The 19705-nt window shown below is 63.9% G+C and carries 20 protein-coding genes and 1 pseudogene; 17 read left to right on the top strand and 4 right to left on the bottom strand.

What is annotated here, in order from left to right; all coding sequences use genetic code 11:
- The 10 genes and pseudogenes from KHY18_RS23970 to fliR all read left to right on the top strand — a co-directional run.
- Nucleotides 1–484 (top strand): annotated as a pseudogene (locus tag KHY18_RS23970) (flagellum-specific ATP synthase FliI); the annotation flags it as partial.
- Nucleotides 485–498: 14 nt separating this feature from the next.
- On the top strand, nt 499–963 hold the full coding sequence (locus KHY18_RS23965) for a flagellar export protein FliJ (protein ID WP_213305972.1): 465 nt from the start codon (nt 499–501) through the stop codon (nt 961–963).
- A 2-nt stretch (nt 964–965) separates the two neighbouring features.
- Nucleotides 966–2399: a flagellar hook-length control protein FliK gene (locus KHY18_RS23960; RefSeq protein ID WP_213305969.1), complete on the top strand. Its 1434-nt coding sequence runs from the start codon at nt 966–968 to the stop codon at nt 2397–2399.
- Between the two features lie 142 nt (nt 2400–2541).
- Nucleotides 2542–3108, top strand: coding sequence for a flagellar basal body-associated FliL family protein (locus tag KHY18_RS23955; protein ID WP_213305967.1), 567 nt, complete (start codon nt 2542–2544; stop codon nt 3106–3108).
- Between the two features lie 18 nt (nt 3109–3126).
- Entirely contained in the window at nt 3127–4131 is a 1005-nt protein-coding gene (gene fliM, locus KHY18_RS23950; RefSeq protein ID WP_213305965.1) for a flagellar motor switch protein FliM, read from the top strand.
- A complete protein-coding gene (gene fliN / locus KHY18_RS23945) occupies nt 4121–4549 on the top strand; it encodes a flagellar motor switch protein FliN (RefSeq protein ID WP_213305963.1) in 429 nt (142 codons plus the stop codon). Before fliM ends, fliN begins: the two co-directional genes overlap by 11 nt.
- Nucleotides 4542–4913, top strand: coding sequence for a FliO/MopB family protein (locus tag KHY18_RS23940; RefSeq protein ID WP_349630336.1), 372 nt, complete (start codon nt 4542–4544; stop codon nt 4911–4913). The genes fliN and KHY18_RS23940 overlap by 8 nt, the downstream gene beginning before the upstream one ends.
- A 43-nt stretch (nt 4914–4956) precedes the next feature.
- Entirely contained in the window at nt 4957–5691 is a 735-nt protein-coding gene (gene fliP / locus KHY18_RS23935; RefSeq protein ID WP_213305975.1) for a flagellar type III secretion system pore protein FliP, read from the top strand.
- 8 nt (nt 5692–5699) lie between these two features.
- Complete coding sequence (gene fliQ, locus KHY18_RS23930) at nt 5700–5969, top strand: flagellar biosynthesis protein FliQ (protein ID WP_213305961.1); 270 nt, start codon at nt 5700–5702, stop codon at nt 5967–5969.
- Nucleotides 5970–6001: 32 nt separating this feature from the next.
- Nucleotides 6002–6772: a flagellar biosynthetic protein FliR gene (gene fliR, locus KHY18_RS23925; protein ID WP_213305959.1), complete on the top strand. Its 771-nt coding sequence runs from the start codon at nt 6002–6004 to the stop codon at nt 6770–6772.
- A gap of 43 nt (nt 6773–6815) precedes the next feature.
- On the opposite strand, the gene KHY18_RS23920 is transcribed toward fliR, so the two are convergent.
- The 3 genes from KHY18_RS23920 to KHY18_RS23910 all read right to left on the bottom strand — a co-directional run bounded on the left by KHY18_RS23920 (nt 6816) and on the right by KHY18_RS23910 (nt 10650).
- Entirely contained in the window at nt 6816–8831 is a 2016-nt protein-coding gene (locus KHY18_RS23920; protein ID WP_213305956.1) for an ankyrin repeat domain-containing protein, read from the bottom strand.
- A 70-nt stretch (nt 8832–8901) separates the two neighbouring features.
- Nucleotides 8902–9531 carry a response regulator gene (locus KHY18_RS23915; RefSeq protein ID WP_213305953.1) on the bottom strand — a complete coding sequence of 210 codons (630 nt, stop codon included), beginning with the start codon at nt 9529–9531 and terminating at the stop codon, nt 8902–8904.
- 33 nt (nt 9532–9564) lie between these two features.
- Nucleotides 9565–10650 (bottom strand): hybrid sensor histidine kinase/response regulator, encoded by a 1086-nt coding sequence (locus tag KHY18_RS23910; protein ID WP_213305950.1) that lies wholly within the window; start codon nt 10648–10650, stop codon nt 9565–9567.
- A gap of 203 nt (nt 10651–10853) precedes the next feature.
- Here KHY18_RS23910 and KHY18_RS23905 point away from each other — a divergent pair, with 203 nt between their 5' ends.
- The 7 genes from KHY18_RS23905 to KHY18_RS23875 all read left to right on the top strand — a co-directional run bounded on the left by KHY18_RS23905 (nt 10854) and on the right by KHY18_RS23875 (nt 17204).
- On the top strand, nt 10854–11300 hold the full coding sequence (locus KHY18_RS23905; RefSeq protein WP_213305948.1) for a hypothetical protein: 447 nt from the start codon (nt 10854–10856) through the stop codon (nt 11298–11300).
- A 40-nt stretch (nt 11301–11340) separates the two neighbouring features.
- Nucleotides 11341–11703: a response regulator gene (locus KHY18_RS23900; protein WP_159917589.1), complete on the top strand. Its 363-nt coding sequence runs from the start codon at nt 11341–11343 to the stop codon at nt 11701–11703.
- Between the two features lie 41 nt (nt 11704–11744).
- Nucleotides 11745–13862 carry a chemotaxis protein CheW gene (locus KHY18_RS23895; protein ID WP_213305946.1) on the top strand — a complete coding sequence of 706 codons (2118 nt, stop codon included), beginning with the start codon at nt 11745–11747 and terminating at the stop codon, nt 13860–13862.
- Nucleotides 13863–13938: 76 nt separating this feature from the next.
- Complete coding sequence (locus KHY18_RS23890) at nt 13939–14418, top strand: chemotaxis protein CheW (RefSeq protein WP_213305944.1); 480 nt, start codon at nt 13939–13941, stop codon at nt 14416–14418.
- Between the two features lie 91 nt (nt 14419–14509).
- Nucleotides 14510–15355, top strand: coding sequence for a CheR family methyltransferase (locus tag KHY18_RS23885; protein WP_502769402.1), 846 nt, complete (start codon nt 14510–14512; stop codon nt 15353–15355).
- The gene (gene cheD / locus KHY18_RS23880; protein ID WP_213305940.1) at nt 15342–16076 is read left to right on the top strand and encodes a chemoreceptor glutamine deamidase CheD; all 735 of its coding nucleotides are present in this window, start codon (nt 15342–15344) and stop codon (nt 16074–16076) included. Before KHY18_RS23885 ends, cheD begins: the two co-directional genes overlap by 14 nt.
- A gap of 15 nt (nt 16077–16091) precedes the next feature.
- Nucleotides 16092–17204, top strand: coding sequence for a protein-glutamate methylesterase/protein-glutamine glutaminase (locus tag KHY18_RS23875; RefSeq protein ID WP_213305938.1), 1113 nt, complete (start codon nt 16092–16094; stop codon nt 17202–17204).
- Nucleotides 17205–17265: 61 nt separating this feature from the next.
- Here KHY18_RS23875 and KHY18_RS23870 read toward each other — a convergent pair whose 3' ends face one another.
- Complete coding sequence (locus KHY18_RS23870) at nt 17266–19158, bottom strand: ATP-binding cassette domain-containing protein (RefSeq protein ID WP_213305935.1); 1893 nt, start codon at nt 19156–19158, stop codon at nt 17266–17268.
- Nucleotides 19159–19705: the final 547 nt, after the last annotated feature.

The following is a 19705-nucleotide window of genomic DNA, read 5'->3' as shown; positions in this document are numbered from 1 at the left end:
GGGCTATCCGCCATCGTGCTTCGCCAAGCTGCCCCAGCTCGTCGAGCGCAGCGGCAACGGCCTCAACGGCGTGGGCTCGATCACGGCGTTCTACACCGTGCTGTCCGAAGGCGATGACCAGCAGGATCCCATCGCCGACGCGGCGCGCGCCATTCTCGACGGCCATATCGTGCTGTCGCGGGCGCTGGCCGAAACCGGCCATTTCCCCGCGATCGACATCGAGCAGTCGGCGTCGCGCGTGATGCACAACGTGGTGGCGCGCGAGCATTTCGAGCTCGCCCGGCGCTTTCGTGCGGTGTATTCGCGCTACCAGAAGAGCCGCGACCTGATCCAGGTCGGTGCCTATGTCGCGGGTTCCGACCCGCAGATCGATGAAGCCGTGAAGCTGCAGCCCGCGATGGCCAGTTTCCTGCAACAGAACATGTTTGAAGCCGCGACCATGGACGAGAGCATCTCGGGCATGGCGGCACTGCTCGGTCACTAACGCGAAGGGCTGAAATGTCGTCTTTGAATGCACTGATGGTGGCGATCGAGGCAGCCATGCGCAAGCGCGATGAAGCGCGCCAGGCGTTGCAGGCGCGCGTGCAGGCCAGCCAGGCCGCGCAAGCGCAGATGGACCAGCTCCAGGACTACGCGGCGCAGATGCAGCAGCGCTGGGGCGCGCACGAAAACCAGGCGGTACAGCCCGAAGTGATGTACCACCAGTACCAGTTCATGGAGCGCCTGTCGCACGCCCGCGGTCTGCAGACCAAGGTGATCAACGACCAGGCCATTCGCCTGGAAGCCGCGCAGAAAGCGCTGATGGCCTGCGAGCTGCGTCTGACCAGCCTGCAGAAGGTGGTGGCTGCACGCCAGCGCGACATTTCCCTGGCGCAAATGCGCCGCGAACAGAAACAGACCGACGAGCGCGCCGCGCTGCAATTCATCGGCCGCACCTTTGGAATGCAGTTCCAGGAAGCATGAACATGGAAAACAACGCGATCCGTTCCGCCAACAACCCCGCGCCCACGAATGCCGTGGCGCGCAATGCCGGCGCACGCCAGGCAGCGGGCACCGATGCGGGCGACGCCAAGGGCGGCTTTTCGCTGTTGCTGGCCGACATGGCCGTGATGGGCGACATGGCTGTGACTGCGCAGACGCCCGCCCCGGTAGCGCCGACAACGGTCTCGGCCGAAATCGAAGAGCCGCTGGCCCAAGGCGAGCTGCTGCCCGCCGAATGGCTCACCGCCGAGCAGGCACCGGCTTCGTTGCCGGCCGCCGAGCAGCCGGTTGGTGAGCCACCGGTCGCCGCACTGCCGGCTGTCGCCCAACCGGCCGCCGATTTGCCGCCCGTTGCGCTGCCTTCGGGCGCGCTCCCTTCCGCTCCTCTGGCTGCGTCCGCGCAGGCGGCCGAGCCGTTGCCGGCCACCGAGTGGCAACCCGAAACCGGCGCTTTTGCGTTGTTCAGCCTGATCGGGCAGACGGCGCGCATGGATGGCGCGGCCGATGCCGCGCTGCGTGATGGCCGCAGCTTGGGCGTTGGCGACAGCGATGGCGCCGCCGCGCGCCAGGCGGCCCTGCCCATGGGCGGCGGCCGCGGCGTCTACGGCGCGAATCTGCCACCCGCGGCGCTGCCGACGGGCAACGCCTGGAGCGGCGCGCATGCCGCCGCCAGCGAGACCTTGATCGACGCCGCGACCGACCTCGTCGACACCGCAGCCGGCGCGGCGCAACCCAGCACGCTGTCGCTCAACCCGTCCGAGCGCGGCGCTCAGCCCCATGGGCTGGCGGCGCTGCTGGCGCGCATGGATGCCGAAGCCACGCCCTGGGCCAGCGCAGTGGCGCCGGGCCCGGCCGTGACTTACAGCGCGGCCCCGGCTGCCGGTCTGGCGGACGGCGCGGTTTCCGCGGTGGGCGCGGGCGGTACGGCCGACGCGGCTGCCGACGCCGGCAGCGTCGATGCCGCCATGACCGATACCGCCGCGGCCGACGCCGTGCTGTCGCAGCCCGATGACACCTGGGCCGATCAGCTGTCGGAACAGGTGGCGTTCTGGGTGCAGCAAAAGACCCAGCGCGCGGAAATGACCATCGATCGCCAGGGCCGACCGGTCCAGGTGCAGGTGACGATCACCGGCAACGAAGCCCATGTCACTTTCCGCAGCAATGAGCAGCAGACACGCGACATGCTCGATGCCGGTACTGCGCAGCTGCGCGAAATGCTCGAGCAGCAAGGCCTGAACCTGGCCAGCGTCACGGTGCAGACCGGCGACGCCGGCGGGCAGGGCGGCTCCGGGCGCCAGGATTCCTCGGGCCGATCGGCAAGCGGCCGCGGCGATGAAGGCCCAGGCCAGACCGCTGTCGTCTCCGCCGATCTGCGCGCGCGCCCCGACGCCACGCGCACGGTCGATCTGTTTGTGTAAGCTCTTCCAAGCCGAAGGAAAGCCGGGGTTTCGGTCGTCTATTCAGCGCATGCGCTGGCGCTGAAGACGGAATAATGGGTGCTATCAGTGAGCCGAACCTGCATCTGTGTCGGGCGGCTTTTCTACAGCAAGGAAACCCAACGTGTCCGCCAAACCCCCTGCAGCAGCCGCCCCCGCCAAGGAACCCGCCAAGAGCAAGCTGGTCCTGATTGGCGCCATAGTCGTGGTGCTGATCGTTCTGGCCGCGGCCGCTTTCCTGTTCCTCAATTCCCGCAATCACGAAGGCGATGAGGAGCACGCCAGCGCGCCGCCCGCCGTTGTCGTGCCCACGTTCCTGCCGCTTGAAAACATGGTGGTCAACCTCGCCGATCCCGGCGGCGACCGCTTTGTGCAGATCGGCATCACGCTCGAACTGCTGGACGACAAGACTGCCGGCATGGTCAAGCAATACCTTCCCAGCATCCGCAGCGGCGTGCTGCTGCTGGTGTCGCAGCGCTCTTCGGAAGAGCTGCTGGCCCGTGAAGGCAAGGAAAAGCTGGCCGCCGACATCCGCGAGGAAGTCAGCCGTCCGCTGGGTCTGAGCGGCGCGACGAGCGCACGCAAGCAAGCGGACGAAGAATCTGCCGATGAAGAAGAGCGTCCGCGCCGTCGCCAGCAGCAGCAAAATGCCGTGCGCCGCGTGCTGTTCTCCAGCTTCATCATTCAGTGAACCACCAGGGGATTAGCCATGAGTGATTCATTTCTCTCCCAGGAAGAAGTCGATGCCCTTTTGGAGGGCGTGACCGGAGAGAGCCAGAAGTCGACGATCGAAGAGGTCGAGGCGGGTTCGGTCCGCAACTACGACATCTCGAGCCAGGAACGCATTGTTCGCGGGCGCATGCCCACGATGGAAATCGTCAACGAACGGTTTGCGCGCAACTTCCGCATCGGCTTGTTCAACTTCATCCGCCGCAGCCCCGAAGTTTCGGTGGGTACGGTGGCGGTGCAACGCTACAGCGCTTTCCTGCGCGATCTGGCGGTGCCCACCAATTTCAACATCGTGGCGATTCGCCCGCTGCGCGGCAACGGCCTCGTGGTCTGCGACCCCTCGCTGGTGTTCGGCGTGATCGACACGCTCTACGGCGGCACGGGCCGGCTGCAGACGCGCATCGAAGGCCGCGATTTCTCGCACACCGAACAGCGCGTGATCAATCGCCTGGTCGATGTGATCTGCGAGGAATACCGCAAGGCCTGGCATGGCATCTATCCGCTGGAGCTGGGTTACCAGCGCTCGGAAATGCAGCCCCAGTTCGCGAACATCGCCACGCCCAGTGAAATCGTCGTGTCCACGGCGTTCCAGCTGGAAATCGGCGATATTTCGGGCGCTATCCATATCTGCATGCCCTACGCGACGCTGGAGCCCATTCGCGACGTGCTGTATTCCTCGACACAGGGCGATTCGATCGAAGTCGATCGCCGCTGGGTCAAGGTGCTGACGCGCGAAATCCAGGCCGCCGAAGTGACGCTGGTCGCGGAATTGGCCCGCGCCGATGCGACCGTCGAACAGCTGCTGGCCATGAAGGCCGGCGACTTCATCGAACTTGACCGCGAACCGCGCATCCGTGCGTCGATTGGCGGGGTACCGGTTTTTGATTGCCAATACGGCACGCACAACGACAAATACGCAATCCGCATCGAGCAGTGCCTGCGCGGCTCGGATGCGAATTGGATGGGAGAGAAACATGGCAAATGACAACACCACCGATGCATCCGACGACGCTTTCTCCGGCTGGGCCGAAGCCCTGCAGGAGCAGAACGAGCGCGACAAGACGATAGACGCCGAACAGGGTGGCCCGCTGAGCGGCGAGCCCACGCGCCCCGGTTTCGCGGGCGGCGAAGTGCCGGTCAACGACATCAACATGGTGCTGGACATCCCGGTGCAGCTGTCGGTGGAACTGGGCCGCACCAAGGTGCCGATCAAGTACATCCTGCAACTGGCCCAGGGCTCGGTGGTCGAGCTCGATGCGCTGGCCGGCGAACCCATGGACGTGCTGGTCAACGGCTACCTGATCGCCCAGGGCGAGGTGGTGGTGGTGAACGACAAGTTCGGTATCCGCCTGACCGATGTGGTGACGCCTTCCGAGCGTCTGCGCCGTGTCAGCCGTGGATAGCGGCAGCCTGTCCCAGACGCTGCTCGCGGTGCTGGCCTTCGTGGCCATCGTCGCGGCGCTGCCCTGGCTGGTGAGGCGCATGCAACAGCGCCAGGCGATCGCGCGCGGTGGCGACGTCAGCACGCGCGTGCTTTCCGCCGTGGCCGTGGGCGCGCACCAGCGCGTGGTGACGGTCGAAGTCGGCGAAGGCGCGCACAAGACCCGCCTGGTGCTGGGCGTGACCGCCCAACAGATCAATTGCCTGCATGTGCTGACGAGCAGCACGGCAGCAACCGCGCCCGCCGCGGATGTCGCCACATTTTCCCAGGCCATGGCCGCGGCCAAGACGGCCGGCCCTGCTGACAAGGCTCCCCATGTTGAATAAGTCAACGAGCGCCGCTGGCGCTGCGCTGCGTGGCCTGGCCGCCATGGCCTTGGTTGCTGCGGCCGCGCTGCCCGTCGCCGCGCTGGCGCAGTCCGCGCCCGGCCCGGGCGGCACGCTGCCGCTGCTCGTCGGTTCCGGCGGCGGCTCCAGCTTTTCCGTTCCCATCCAGACGCTGCTGTTCTTCACGGCGCTGTCGTTCCTGCCCGCGATCCTGCTGATGATGACCGGCTTCACGCGCATCGTGATCGTGCTGTCGCTGCTGCGCCAGGCACTGGGCACGCAGTCGGCGCCGCCCAATCAGGTGATCGTCGGCCTGTCGCTGTTCCTCACGATGTTCGTGATGGGCCCGACGCTGGACCGCGTGTACAAGGAAGCCTATCTGCCCTACACGGCCAACACCATGGGCTTCGAGGAAGCCGTGGGCAAGGCCGAAGCGCCGATGCGCGACTTCATGCTCAAGCAGACGCGCCAGTCCGATTTCGCGCTGTTCGCGCGCCTGGCCAAGCTCGATGCCGGCGTCACGGCCGAGACCGCGCCGTTGCGCGTGCTGGTGCCGGCCTTCGTGACCAGTGAACTCAAGACCGCGTTCCAGATCGGCTTCATGATCTTCATCCCGTTCCTGGTCATCGACATGGTGGTCTCGAGCATTCTGATGTCGCTGGGCATGATGATGCTGTCGCCGGTGCTCGTGGCGCTGCCGTTCAAGATGATGCTGTTCGTGCTCGCCGACGGCTGGAACCTGCTCATCGGCTCGCTGGCCGCGAGCTTTGCGACCTAGGACGCCCCATGACTTCGCAGATGGTTTTGACTTTCGGCCGCGACGCCTTGATGTTGCTGCTGATGATTTCCCTGCCGGTGCTCGGCGTGGTGATGGCCGTGGGCCTGCTGGTGAGTATTTTCCAGGCCGTGACCCAGGTGCATGAAGCCACGCTGGCGTTCGTTCCCAAGCTGCTGGCCGCCGTCGCCGTGTTTGCGATCGCCGGACCCTGGATGCTGAGCACGCTGGTCGACTTCATCCGACGCACCATCGAATCCATTCCCTCGGCGCTGGGCTAGGGCGCCTTGCTTCTCTTTTTCTTGCGCCTGCCGTGATTACCTTCAGCGAAGCCCAGATCGTCGCCTGGATGTCGCCCATACTGTGGCCGTTCGTGCGCGTTCTGGCGATGTTCACCGCCGCGCCGGTGTTCTCGCAGCGCTCCATTCCCATGCGTGCCAAGGTCGGCCTGGCCTTCCTGGTCGCGGTCTGCTCCCAGGCCACGCTGATCGGCCAGCCCGTGGTCAGCGTCAACTCGGCCGCCGCGCTGGGCACGCTGCTGCAGCAGATCGTCGTCGGCTTGGCCATCGGCTTTGCCGTGCGCCTGGTGTTCGCCGCGCTCGAAGTCGCGGGCGAGCTGATCGGCCTGCAGATGGGCTTGAACTTCGCCTCGTTCTTCGATCCGGCCAGCAATGCCCAGATCAGTGCGATCTCGCGTTTCTTCGTGCAGATCGGCACGTTGATGTTCATCGTCATCAATGGCCACCTGCTGCTGCTGATGGCCGTCGTCAAGAGTTTCGACGCCTTCCCGGTCGACGGCAATTTCATGCAGTCGCTGGCCCAGATGCGCATCTACGAGATGGGCGGCGCGGTGTTCGCGAGCGCGTTCTGGATTGCGTTGCCGATGATCGCCATGCTGCTGTTCGTCAACCTGGCGCTGGGCATCATCTCGCGCGTCGCGCCGCAGATGAACATCTACGCCGTGGGCTTTCCGGTCACGCTGACGGTGGGCCTGATCGGCATCGTCGCCACCTTGCCCATGCTCGAGCAGCCGCTGATGGCGTTGCTGCAGCGGGCGATGGATATTTTCGGCGTACAGATATAGGGCCGGTCGTTCGCACTGCGCCTTTTTATGCCCCGGGAGCTTGTCAGCTCCGATAGAGCCACGACAGCCAGCGGCTCGACTTCTCCTTCAGGAACCGGGCGATTTGCGCCTCGCCGCAGCGCAGGGCGATATCGCGTGCCGTCTGGCCGTCCTGGTTGCGCAGCAGAAGCTGCTTGCGCTGCGATTTGTCGATGATGTCCTTGGCGCCTTCGGTTTGTCCATTGATCAATGCCAGCATCAGCGCATTGTGGCCGTCGGCGCTTTGCAGGTGGAGTTGCCGCGCATCCAGCTGGTCGATGATCTTGGCGGCGAGTCCGGTCTGGCCCTTGATCAGCGCGCCCATCAGCGCGGTATGACCATCGATCTCCTGGAGGCTCAGCTGCTCCGGGCTCATTCTCTGCACGAAGAGCGAAGCGGCTTCGAGCTGGTCGCATTCCAGCGCATACATCAGCAATGTATAGCCCTCCTTGTCCTGAACCGAATACAAGGCGGAGTCCATTTCGTTGGCGAGAGCCACGGCAAACCGTTCGTTCCCGTGCTGCAGCGCAACTATCATGGCGGCGCAGCATTGCTTGTCGTCCGCCACAAACTGCTTGGGGTTCAACTGGTCGAAGATCAGTTTGCCGATTTGCGGTTGATCGCCCAGAGCCGCCTGTTCCAGCAGCGCGAGCGCAAAGCGGTTTCTGGCGTCGTCCGAATCGAGCAATGCCATGGTTTGCTTGAATATCCAGACGGACTCGGGCGTGCCGTGTGCCTCCTTCATTTCGCGATAGAGCGCAAGAGGCATCTTCTTCCAGAAGTCTTCCTGCGCGGCCTTGGCCGTCGACATCGAGGGGCCCGCCAGCGCCATCTGATCGAGCTGATCGAGCAGTTTCCGGCCGCGGTGCAGGTCTTCGAGCACGAACCGGTCCAGCGCCCGATGCTGGTGGACATGCCGTTCCTTTGGATCGTCACCCGCGCTTTTGTGGGTTTCACTCACATAGAACAGACCTTCACCGAGCTGCTTGAGCTTGATCCCCTCGCCCGGTACGCCAATCACATAGGACGACTTGAACGCGACCACGTCGGCCGCGCGCAGGTTGCGCGCGATCGCCCGGGCGATCAGTGTTGTGTCGCTGGTGAGCCAGTAGCGCTCGTCTTCGCTGTGGGCACTGGTATGGAAGATGAGTCCATCGTCCACCGGCCCGAACAGGCTCTCCAGTTGCGGCTTGAGATCGGCCTGGAACTGCTGGTGCAGCGTGCCCAGGGTTTGCAGATCGATGGAATCCGCGCGCGCGTTCCGCTGGTGCGAGGCATGGAACGCCGCGATGCGCGCGAGGTAGTCGTCGGCCATCTGCGTGATGACGCGCTCGACCGGGTTGGCATCGAGAACATGGCAGGCGCCGGCGTCGAGCAGCGCTTGCGCCAGATCCTTGGGCATCAACGCATCGGTGCGCTGGGGCAGGCCGAACTGGTGCGCGACCTGGTTGAAGAACGCCGCCACATAGTGGATTTCGTTGCCCGCATGCTTGCAGACATCCTGCTGGCGCATGAAGTCCTGGATGTGGTGCTCGATGGCACTGGTCAGCCTATGACCGAAATTTTGCGCCACGCTGGTCAGCGCCTGCAGCTCCCGCGCCGCGGTTTCGATGTGCTGGGCCACGCCGGGCGCGCAGACCGCCATGCCCTCGGCCAGGTTCAGTATGGCCTGCCGGCGCGCATCGAAGGGAATGTCCGGCTGCTGCGCCAGGCCGCAAAACCTGCCGAAATCGAGCTGGGTCTGGGTCATGAAATGGTCGCGCACATCGGCCATGAAGCCGTCCCTTATCCCATCGGTGACGAAATTCAGGAACTGCCGCAGCTTCCAGCGCACCGCGGCATGCGCCTGGTCGTCCAGGTCCAGCACCTGGTTCAGAGTGTCAATGCCTTGGTGATAGGCGTCAATGGCATCCTGCCGCGATGGCGGCCAGGTGCGCGCGCCGTCGGCAGGCGCCTCGGGCACGCGCGCCTCGGGTGGGGGCGCGGCGAGGAAATTGCGCCGGATGGTGATCGAATGGATGGGCGGTTGGGCAATGGGCATGGTGTCGGAAGCTCTCACGGATTTACCGTGAGTACCGTCACTCGCCGCAAAGGTTCCGGCCGCCGCCGTATCAGACCAGCTGGTTGCGGATCGCGTACACCGTGAGTTCGGCGTTGTTGCTCAGCTGCAGCTTCTCGAGCACGCGTGCGCGGTAGACGCTCACGGTCTTGGGGCTGAGCATCAGTTCCTCGGCGATGTCGGTCAGGCGCTTGCCCGAGGCGATTTTCAGCAGCGTCTGCAGTTCACGCTCCGACAGGCTTTCGTGCGGGACTTCGACCACGGGCGCCGACAGGCTTTCGGCCAGCATCTGGGCGACTTCGGCCGTGAGGTATTTGCGGCCCTGCATCACCACGCGCACGGCATCGATCAGCACCACCGGATCGCCGGCCTTGTTCGCATAGCCTTGTGCTCCGGCCTTGAGGCAGCGCAGCGCGTACTGGTCTTCGGGGTACATGGACACCACCAGCACCTTGATGGTCGAGTGCGTCTCGCGCAGGCTGGCCAGCACTTCTAGGCCGCTGCGGCCCGGCATGTTGAGGTCGAGCAGCAGCACATCGCAGGTTGCGGTGCGCAGCACCTCGCGCAACTCCGAGTAGCCCGATGCCTCGGCTGTGACGGTGATGTCGGGGGCTTCCGTCAGGGTATCGCGGATGCCCCGGCGCAAGATCGCATGGTCATCGCAAATTACCACATGGATCAAAGAAGCTCTCCCGGAATGAAATCAGCGTGAATGTTAGTGGGATGGCAAAGGTATGGAGACAATGATGGATGTTCCGCGGCCCGGCTGGCTGCTGACATCGAGCCAGCCTTCGACGGTGCGCGCGCGTTCCTGCAGCCCGCGCAGTCCGAAGGAGCGTGGCTTCTCGCGCTGTTCGGCCGTCATGCCGCAGCCATTGTCCGTCACCTCGAGCGTCAGAAAGCCTTCGCAGTCCGACAGATCGATCTCCACGCGGCTGGCCTGGGCGTACTTGCCGATGTTGGTCATCGCTTCCTGCGCGCAGCGGTAGGCGACCAGCTGGATTTCGGGCGATGCCGCGATCTGCGCGCTGCTGGTGCGCATCTGCACCGCGACGCCGGTGCGCCGCTCGAAGCCTTCGGCCAGCCACTGCACGGCGGCCACCAGGCCCTGGTCGAGCACCGGCGGGCGCAGGTTCATCATGATGCGCTGGCTTGCACCGAGCGCGAGCTGCAGCATTTCAAGCGCCGAGAGCGCGTGCGCGTGCAGCGGCTGGTCCGCAGGCGTATTGCGTGTGATCCAGGCCAGGTCGAACTTGACGGAAGTCAGCGAGCCGCCGATGTCGTCATGGATTTCGCGCGCGATCGACGCGCGTTCCTCTTCGATCGACGACTGCAGGTGATCGGTCAGCTCGGCCAGGCGCTGCTGCGACAGCGCAAGTTCGGCCATCGCCTGCTTCTTGGCGCGGCGCGCCTCGTGCACTTCCATGGCGCGCGTGAGCACCTGCGGCAGGCGGGCGATGTCTTCCTTGCGCAGGAAATCGGTCATGCCCAGTCGCATCACATCCACGGCCGCGGCTTCGCCGATCGCGCCCGACAGCAGCACGAACGGCGGGCGTTGGGCCAGCGGAGCGACCAGCGCCCAGGCGTCGAGCGCCGTGAACCCGGGTAAGTGATAGTCGGCGAGAATCAGGTCGAAAACCTGGCTTTGCAGCGCCTGCTGCAGAGCATCCAGAGTCTCCACGGTCTGGATACGGCAGTCGAGTCCGGCGCGGCGCAAAATGATGCGTGCAAGGCCTTGGTCTGCAGGTGAATCCTCGATATGAAGGATATGCAGGGCTTGATCTGGGCTTTGAATCACCATAGGAGCGCTATCATAGGATACATCTTGGAACACACGGGGTAAGCGTTTGTTTGCTTGGCCGGGTGAAGGCGTGATTCATTGCGCCACTCCAGTCGTGTGCCGCTGGCCTCGTGCGCAAGCATGGGGGCGGTCGATGGGTTCACTCTGGCGTGGCCAGCGTGGTTTGTGAAGCATTTGCGTCCGTGCAGGATGCTGGAAAAACAATGCAGTCAACGCTAACAGGGTCGGTGCAGCCTGCGGTCCAACTGCCAGTCATGGTGGCGGCCGACATCCAGGACTCGCTGCTGGTGGTGATGCACGACCTCCATCGCCTCGAAGGCCTGCTCAACCATGCGACCGACAACTTGATTGCCCGTTTTGACGAGGCCAATGCCTTGCTTGACCCTTCGGGCGTCGATCCCTGCGGGCAGCTTGGGGCGGCGCGCCAGGTCCTGCGTTCGGCAGTGACCGAGTTGCAATTTCATGACCTCGCCAGTCAATTGATCAGCCACACCACGCGGGTGCTGCAAGCCTGTGCATTTCGCCTGGCGAATGAGACCATGGGGCAGGACGAAGACGAAGTGAGCGCACCGCCCGCGGCGATCGCCCCGCAGCGCCCCAACCCCGTGACCCAGAGCGAGATGGATGCCGGTTCGGTGGAACTGTTTTGACATCCTTTCGCTTCACGTTCCCTATTTGAAAGTTCGTTACATGCGTTCAATTCTGGCCGTAGATGATTCCCCTTCCATGCGCAAGATGGTGGCCTTCACCCTTTCCGGGGCTGGCTACCATGTGGTGGAAGCGGTGGATGGTCTGGATGCCTTGGCCAAGGCGCAGGCGCAGCAGATTGACCTGGTGCTTGCCGACCAGAACATGCCCAACCTTGACGGCATCGGCTTGACGCGCCAGTTGCGCGAATTGCCGCGTTTCAAGAACACGCCGATTTTGATTCTCACCACCGAGTCCAGCGACCAGATGAAGCAGGCGGGCCGCGCTGCGGGCGCCACGGGCTGGCTGGTCAAACCTTTCGATCCCAATCGACTGATCGAAGTCATACAAAAAGTCATTCGCTGAGCAACGCTGGCGCAGACGATCCACGGAATACAGGAAACCAGATGGCGGATACACAGCAAGACGCAGGCGCGGATTTCGATCTGACCCAGTTCTATCAGATCTTTTTCGAAGAGGCCGGTGAAAACCTCGACCAGATGGAGCAGATGCTGCTCAATCTGGATCTGTCCGCCGCCGACGAGGAGGAGCTCAACGGCATTTTCCGTTGCGCCCACTCGATCAAGGGCGGCTCGGCGACCTTCGGCTTTGCCGACGTCGCGGAACTGACACACAAGATGGAGTCGCTGCTCGATAGGCTGCGTCGCCATGAAATCACGCCCATTCCGCAGATGGTCGACGTGCTGCTGGAGTCGGCCGACGCCTCGCGCAGCCTGCTCGCGCGCCACCAGGCGGGCGGCGTGGGCGAAGCCATCTCGACGATCGATCTGGTGCGTCGCATCAGCGAACTCGCGGCCGGCGCCGGCCAGGCCGGTGCTCCGGCCCCGGCCGCCGCTGCCGAAGTGTTCGTGCCGGCCACGCCGCCCGTGATGGCGCCGCCGCCGCCGCCGGCTCCCGCGCCAGCGCCTGCAGTCGTCGCGGCCGATGGTTCGCGTGCGCTGCAGATCCGCATCGGACCGCTGGAACGCGTGGACCTCGCCGATTCGATCAAGGAACTTTTCCGCGATATTCCCGGCCTGGGCAGCATCGAGGATCTGCCTTGCGCCGATGCGGGCTGTCGCCTGTTCAGCGTCAGCACGACATCGACCGATGACGACCTGCTGGATCTGTTTGCTTTCCACGTCTCCAAGGAGCAGGTGCAGATCACCGCCGTTGCTGGCGCTGCGGCACCCGCGCCTGTGGCCGAAGCGGCCCCTGCCGATGTGGTTCCTCAGGCCGTGGTTTATCCCCCGGCGCACGAAGCCTATGGATTCTTCAGCGGCGCGCCCGGCGAGCCGCTGGTCGTCGACCCCGCCACCGCGGTCAAGCCCACGGCCAAGGCCGCAAGCCCGGCCCAGATGGAGTCGACCAGCATCCGCGTGGCCGTCAACAAGGTCGACCAGCTGATCAATCTGGTCGGCGAACTGGTGATCACGCAGGCCATGCTCGCGCAGACCAGCCGCGGCCTCGAAGCTTCGGTCAACCAGCAGCTGCTGGCAGGTCTCGCCGATCTGGACCGCAACACCCGCGATCTGCAGGAGTCGGTCATGTCGATCCGCATGATTCCGATGTCCACGGTGTTCAGCCGCTTTCCGCGCATGCTGCGCGACCTCGCGAGCAAGCTCGACAAGAAAGTCGACCTGCAGACGCTGGGCGAAGCCACCGAGCTCGACAAGGGTTTGGTCGAAAAGATCACCGACCCGCTGACGCACCTGGTGCGCAACAGCGTGGACCACGGCATCGAAACTCCCGCAGAGCGCCTGGCCGCGGGCAAGAGCGAGCAGGGCACATTGACGCTCGCCGCCTCCCATCAGGGCAGCTCCATCGTCATCGAAGTGCGCGATGACGGCCGCGGCATGAACCGCGAAAAGATTCTTTCCAAGGCGCGCGAGCGTGGCCTCGAAGTGTCGGACCAGATGGCTGACGCCGATGTCTGGCAGCTGATCTTCGCGCCCGGCTTCTCCACGGCCGATGTCGTGACCGACGTTTCGGGCCGCGGCGTGGGCATGGATGTGGTCAAGCGCAATATTGCCGCGCTCAACGGCTCGGTCGAAATCGAATCGGCACAAGGCGTCGGCATGCGGGTCGCGGTGCGCCTGCCGCTGACGCTGGCGATCATGGACGGCATGTCGGTGGGCGTGGGCGAAGAGGTCTACATCCTGCCGCTGTCTTCGGTCGTCGAGTCCTTCCAGGTCAAGGCCGAGGACATCAACACCGTCGCCCAGGGCTCGCAACTGGTCAAGGTGCGCGACGAATACATGCCGGTGATCGCGCTCGAGCGCATCTTCGAAGTGCCGCGCCTCAATGGCAGCGCACCCAACGCCATCATGGTGGTCGTCGAATCCGACGGCAACCGCGTGGCCCTGCTGGTCGATGAACTGCTGGGCCAGCACCAGGTCGTGGTGAAGAACCTCGAATCGAACTACCGCAAGGTACCGAACGTCTCGGGTGCGACCATTCTGGGCGACGGCACGGTGGCGCTGATTCTGGACACCGGCAGCCTGGTGCGGCGCGTGCGCTATTGAGGCCGCGACAAGGCAATCTGCATGAAAGCCGGAGCCTGAAGGCTCTGGCAGCTATCCAACAAGAAAGAGATCAATCATGAGCGTGATGGGCAAGATGGCCGAGGGTACGGCCGCGCGTGAATACCTGACGTTCCGCCTGGACCAGGAGGAATACGGCATCGATATCCTCAAGGTGCAGGAAATCCGCGGCTACGAGCCGCCGACGCGCATCGCCAATGCGCCCTCCTTCATCAAGGGCGTGGTCAATCTGCGCGGCACCATCGTGCCCATCGTGGACATGCGGCTGAAGTTCAACTGCTCGCAGGCCGAGTACAACAGCTTCACCGTGGTGATCATCTTGAACATGCACCAGCGCGTGGTCGGCATCGTCGTCGACTCGGTCAGCGACGTGATGGAGCTGACCGCCGATGCGATCCGTTCGGCGCCCGATATCGACAGCGCGATCGACAGCGGCAGCATCACCGGCCTGGGCTCGGTGGGCGAACGCATGCTGATCCTGCTGGACATCGAGAAGCTCATGTCCAGCGATGACATGGGGTTGGTGGCCACCGAGTGAGCCTTATCCGCAACCGCCAGCGCCTGCGGGCCTGCGCGTTTCCATGACTGCACCCATGCGCCAGACTTCAACTCTTCCTTCGGCACCGGGCATGGACCCGGGGGAAAGCGCCGGCAGCCCGCTGGTGCAGGGCCGTGAATTCGTCTGGGCAGACGCCGACTTCGCACGCGTGCAGGCGCTGATCTACCAGCGCGCTGGCATCAGCCTGCACGACGGCAAGCACGCCATGGTCTACAGCCGGCTGTCGCGGCGCCTGCGCGAAACCGGCCACGCGAGCTTTCGCGATTATCTTTCCTGGCTCGAGAAACACGACGGCCCGGAATGGCAGGAGTTCGTCAACGCGCTGACGACCAATCTCACGGCGTTTTTCCGCGAGCCGCACCACTTCGAGATACTGACCACGCATCTGCGCAGCAAGCCCGCGGGCACGCCCTGGCGCGTGTGGTGCAATGCCGCGTCCACGGGCGAAGAGCCGTATTCGATCGTGATGACGGCGCTGGAGACGCTGGGCGCCAAGGCCGCGTTCAAGCTCTGGGCCAGCGACATCGACTCGCGCGTGCTGGCCTCGGCCGCGGCCGGCGTGTACCGCGCTGAAAACCTCAAGGGCCTGTCGCCCGAGCGGTTGCAGCGCTTTTTCCTCAAGGGCAAGGCATCGAACGCCGGCATGGCACGGGTCAAGCCCGAGCTGCAGCAGATGATCGAGTTCCTCAGCGTCAATCTGATCCGCGACGACTGGCCGTTTCGCGACCCGTTCGACGTGGTTTTCTGCCGCAACGTGATGATCTACTTCGACGCCGCCACCCAGCGTCGCGTGCTCGAGCGCATCCATCGCGTGATGAAGCCCGGCGGCATGCTGTTCGTGGGCCATGCGGAGAACTTCAGCGAATCGCGCGATCTGTTCACCTTGCGTGGGAAGACAGTCTATGAACGACGTTGAACGCTCCAGGTTCGCTGCCGCGGACAGCGGCGGCGCGGACCGGCGCCGCGCACCGCGCATTGCGCCGCTGCGCAGCGACCTGGCCGCAGCGCCTGCGCCGGCGTCGTCGCTCGAGATGCTGCGCGCGCGCGCGCGCCGTCCCGGGCAGGCGTCGTTCTTCTATTTCGATCCGCATTTCCAGTACAACGCGGTCAAGGTGCTGCCGGGCGAGTATTTCGTCGCCAACGAAAACATGGCGATCGTCACCGTGCTCGGCTCGTGCATCGCGGCCTGCCTTTGGGACAGCCGCATGCATGTCGGCGGCATGAACCACTTCATGCTGCCCGACAGCGATTCGAGCGATTCATCGGGGCGCTACGGCTCGTACGCCATGGAATTGCTGATCAACGAAATGCTCAAGCTCGGTGCGCGGCGCGAAACCATGCAGGCCAAGATTTTCGGCGGTGGGCAGGTAATGCACAATTTCACGACAATGAACGTCGGTGAACGCAACACCGAATTCGTCAAACAGTATTTGCAGACGGAGCGCATTCCTCTGGTTTCCGAGGATGTGCTCGATATCTACCCCCGCAAGGTGGTGTACTTTCCCGCCACAGGCAAGGCCATGGTCAAGCGCCTGGCCCATGCGCACCCGGAATCCCTGGTGGCGCAGGAAGCCTTGCGCGGCAATGCAGCCACCTTGGCGCGGACGACGGCAGGCGGCTCAGTCGACCTGTTTTAAATAGGGCCAGAGCGAATGAACAGGAAAACACGTGTGATTGTGGTCGACGACTCCGCGCTGGTGCGCAGTCTTCTGTCCGAGATCATCAATCGACAAACCGATATGGAGTGCATAGGCACGGCCAACGATCCCTTGATCGCGCGCGAGATGATCCGCGAGATGAACCCCGACGTGATCACGCTGGATGTCGAAATGCCGCGCATGGATGGCATCGACTTTCTGGGCCGGCTGATGCGCCTGCGCCCCATGCCGGTGCTGATGATCTCGACGCTGACCGAGCGTGGCGCCGAAGTCACGATGAAGGCGCTGGAGCTTGGCGCGGTCGATTTCGTCGCCAAGCCGCGCGTGGGCGTGGCCAACGGCCTGAACGACCTGGCGACCGAAATCGTCGACAAGATCCGCGTCGCGGCAGTGGCGCGCGTGCACCGTACTCTGGCTGCTGCCAACTCTGGCGGCGCGGCGCAGGCCGGCGGCCAGTCCGCGCGTGCGGGCCAGCCTGCACCCGCAGCTCCCGCGGCCATGCTCGGTCGTCTTTCGACCGAGAAGATCATCGCCATCGGTGCGTCCACGGGCGGCACCGAAGCCATTCGTGAAGTGCTGACCCATCTGCCGGCCGACTGCCCGGCCATCGTGATCACCCAGCACATGCCGCCAGGTTTCACCACCAGCTTTGCGGCGCGGCTCAACAGCCTGTGCCAGATCAAGGTCAAGGAAGCCGAGAACGGCGAGCGCATTCTGCCCGGTCACGCTTACATAGCACCGGGCGGCAAGCACTTCTCCATCAACCGCAGCGGCGCCAACTACGTCGCCGTTGTCGATGATGCTCCGCCCGTCAACCGCCACAAGCCTTCGGTCGAAGTGCTGTTCCGCTCGGTCGCCACCTGCGCGGGCCGCAATGCGGTCGGCGTCATGCTGACCGGCATGGGCGCCGACGGCGCCGTCGCGATGCGCGAAATGAAACTCGCGGGCAGCTACAACTACGTGCAGGACGAAGCCAGCTGCATCGTCTTCGGCATGCCGCGCGAAGCCATTGCCCATGGCGCAGCCGACGAAGTGCTGCCGTTGACACAGATTGCTGCGGCCATGCTCGCGCGTTTGCGCAGCGGCAATGCGCACCACCGGATCTGATCGCCGCGCATGAGCCATAAAAAAAAGGAGCCTAGGCTCCTTTTTTCACGTCTGAGTGCGCTCAGGCGGACAGCTTGGACCAGCGGTCCAGGGCATCCATCAGCAACTCGTCGATCTCCGCATCGCGGCTGCCCAGCGTGGCGGCGCGCGCAGCGTCCTTGGAATAGATGCTGCCATCGGCCAGTTCGGCCTGAATGGTTTTCTGCTCGGCTTCGAGCGCAGCAATCTGTTCGGGCAGCTGTTCCAGCTCGCGTTGTTCCTTGTAGCTGAGCTTGCGCTTGGCCGGTGTGGCGGCAGGAGCGGGCGCAGCGGCCGCTGCGGGGGCTGGCGCAGGTTGCTTGGCTGCCTGCTTGGCTTGCGATGCGGCCAGGGCCTTGCTGCGGCGCGATTGCTCGAGCCAGTCCTGCACGCCGCCTTCGTACTCGCGCCACAGGCCGTCGCCTTCATAGGCGATGGTGCTGGTCACCACGTTGTCGAGGAACGTACGGTCATGGCTCACCAGGAACACCGTGCCGTCATAGTTGGCCAGCAGGTCTTCGAGCAGATCGAGCGTGTCGATGTCCAGATCGTTGGTGGGCTCATCGAGCACCAGCACATTGGCCGGGCGCGCGAACAGGCGCGCCAGCAGCAAACGGTTGCGTTCACCGCCAGACAGCGAACGCACGGGCGAACGCGCACGCGCGGGCGAGAACAGGAAGTCGCTCAGGTAGCTCTTGACGTGCTTGCGCTGGTTGCCGATCTCGATCCATTCGCTGCCGGGGCTGATGAAGTCCTCGAGCGTGGCGTCCAGATCGACCGCGTGGCGCATCTGGTCGAAATAGGCGATCTGCAGATTGCCGCCTTGGCGGATGCTGCCGCTGTCGGCGGGCAGGCTGCCCAGGATCATGCGCAGCAGCGTGGTCTTGCCCGCACCGTTGGGGCCTATCAGTCCGACCTTGTCGCCGCGCAGGATGGTGCCGGTGAAATTCTTCACGATCAGCTTGTCGCCGAAGGATTTGCTGACTTCCTGCAGCTCGGCCACGATCTTGCCCTGGTAGCCGTCGCCCTTGCCGGACGCGATGTCCATATTGACGCTGCCCAGCTTCTCGCGCCGGCTGTTGCGGTTGTCGCGCAGCGCCTCGAGGCGACCGATGCGGCTCTGGCTGCGCGTGCGGCGCGCTTCGACGCCCTTGCGTATCCAGATTTCTTCCTGGGCCAGCAGCTTGTCGGCCTTGGCGTTGATCACGGCCTCCTGCGCCATCTGCTCTTCCTTCTGGAGCACATACTGCGCAAAATTGCCGGGGTAGGAGCGCAGCGTACCGCGGTCCAGCTCCACGATGCGCGTGGCGATGCTGTCCAGGAAGCTGCGATCGTGGGTAATGGTGATCACGCTGCCCTTGAAATCCACCAGCAGGCCTTCGAGCCATTCGATGGCGTCCAGATCCAGATGGTTGGTGGGTTCGTCGAGCAGCAGTACATCAGGGCGGGTGACCAGCGCCTGGGCCAGGGCCACGCGCTTTTTCGTGCCGCCCGACAGCGTGCCGACCACGGCCTGCGGGTCGAGGTGCAGGCGCTGCAGCGTTTCTTCCACGCGCTGCTCCCAGTTCCAGGCGTCGTAGGCCTCGATCTGCGACTGCAGCGCATCGAGGTCTTCGTTCTCGTCGCCCGACAGATAGCGGTCGCGCAGCGTGATCACATGCGCGATGCCGGCCGAGGCCGATTCAAAGATCGTGTGTTCGGGCAGCAGTTCGGGTTCTTGCGCCACATAGGAGATGCGCACGCCGGATTGCACTTGCATCAGGCCGTCATCGGCCTTGGCCAGTCCGCCAAGAATTTTCAGCAAGGAAGACTTGCCGGCGCCGTTGCGGCCAATCAGTCCGATGCGCTCCCCGGTTTCCAGCGAAAGCTGTGCGTGGTCTAACAGGGCTACATGGCCAAAGGCCAGTTGCGCGTCGATTAAGGTAATAAGTGCCATGGTGCGCGCATTATGGACGGGCGCCCTAAAACCTACAGTGCATGCCCGACCCTACAGGCGCCCGTCAGGGCGCCTGTCTCCCGCCGCAGGCGGGAGCGGGAAAGCTGACAAAAAGTTGAAAAATACCTTTTTAGTCCTTTTTGTTGTGCTACATTTGCACTCCGCTTCGAACACAGCGCTACCGGCAACGGCAGGCTCAAAGCGAAACGGAAAAAGTTAGCTTTGCTTGCCGAAAACGGTTGAAAAACCGGGCTACAATGCAAGGCTGCGCTGCTGAAACAGTTTAATCACTGAGAAAGCAGTGAGAAGCTTAAAGTTGACAGGGTCTTTAAAACTGTTGTAGAATTCAAGGCTCAGCTGATCGCAGCGAGTCCAGCAAGAAAGTCAAACTTCTTGCAGATCTTTAAAAATATACAGCCGATAAGCGTGGGCGTTTGAAGGCAACTGCCAAGTTCTTTAGAACTAGTGCATAGCACTACAAACGCTCATGAAGAGAAGAAGTGAAGTTCACTTTGATTCTTTAATTTATGAGTAGCTCGAAAGAGCA

This window comes from Acidovorax sp. CCYZU-2555 (genome assembly GCF_018413525.1).
Classification (GTDB): Bacteria; Pseudomonadota; Gammaproteobacteria; order Burkholderiales; family Burkholderiaceae_C; genus Comamonas.
The sequence above is the reverse complement of the archived record's forward strand: the minus strand, read 5'-3'. Positions and strand labels throughout refer to the sequence as shown.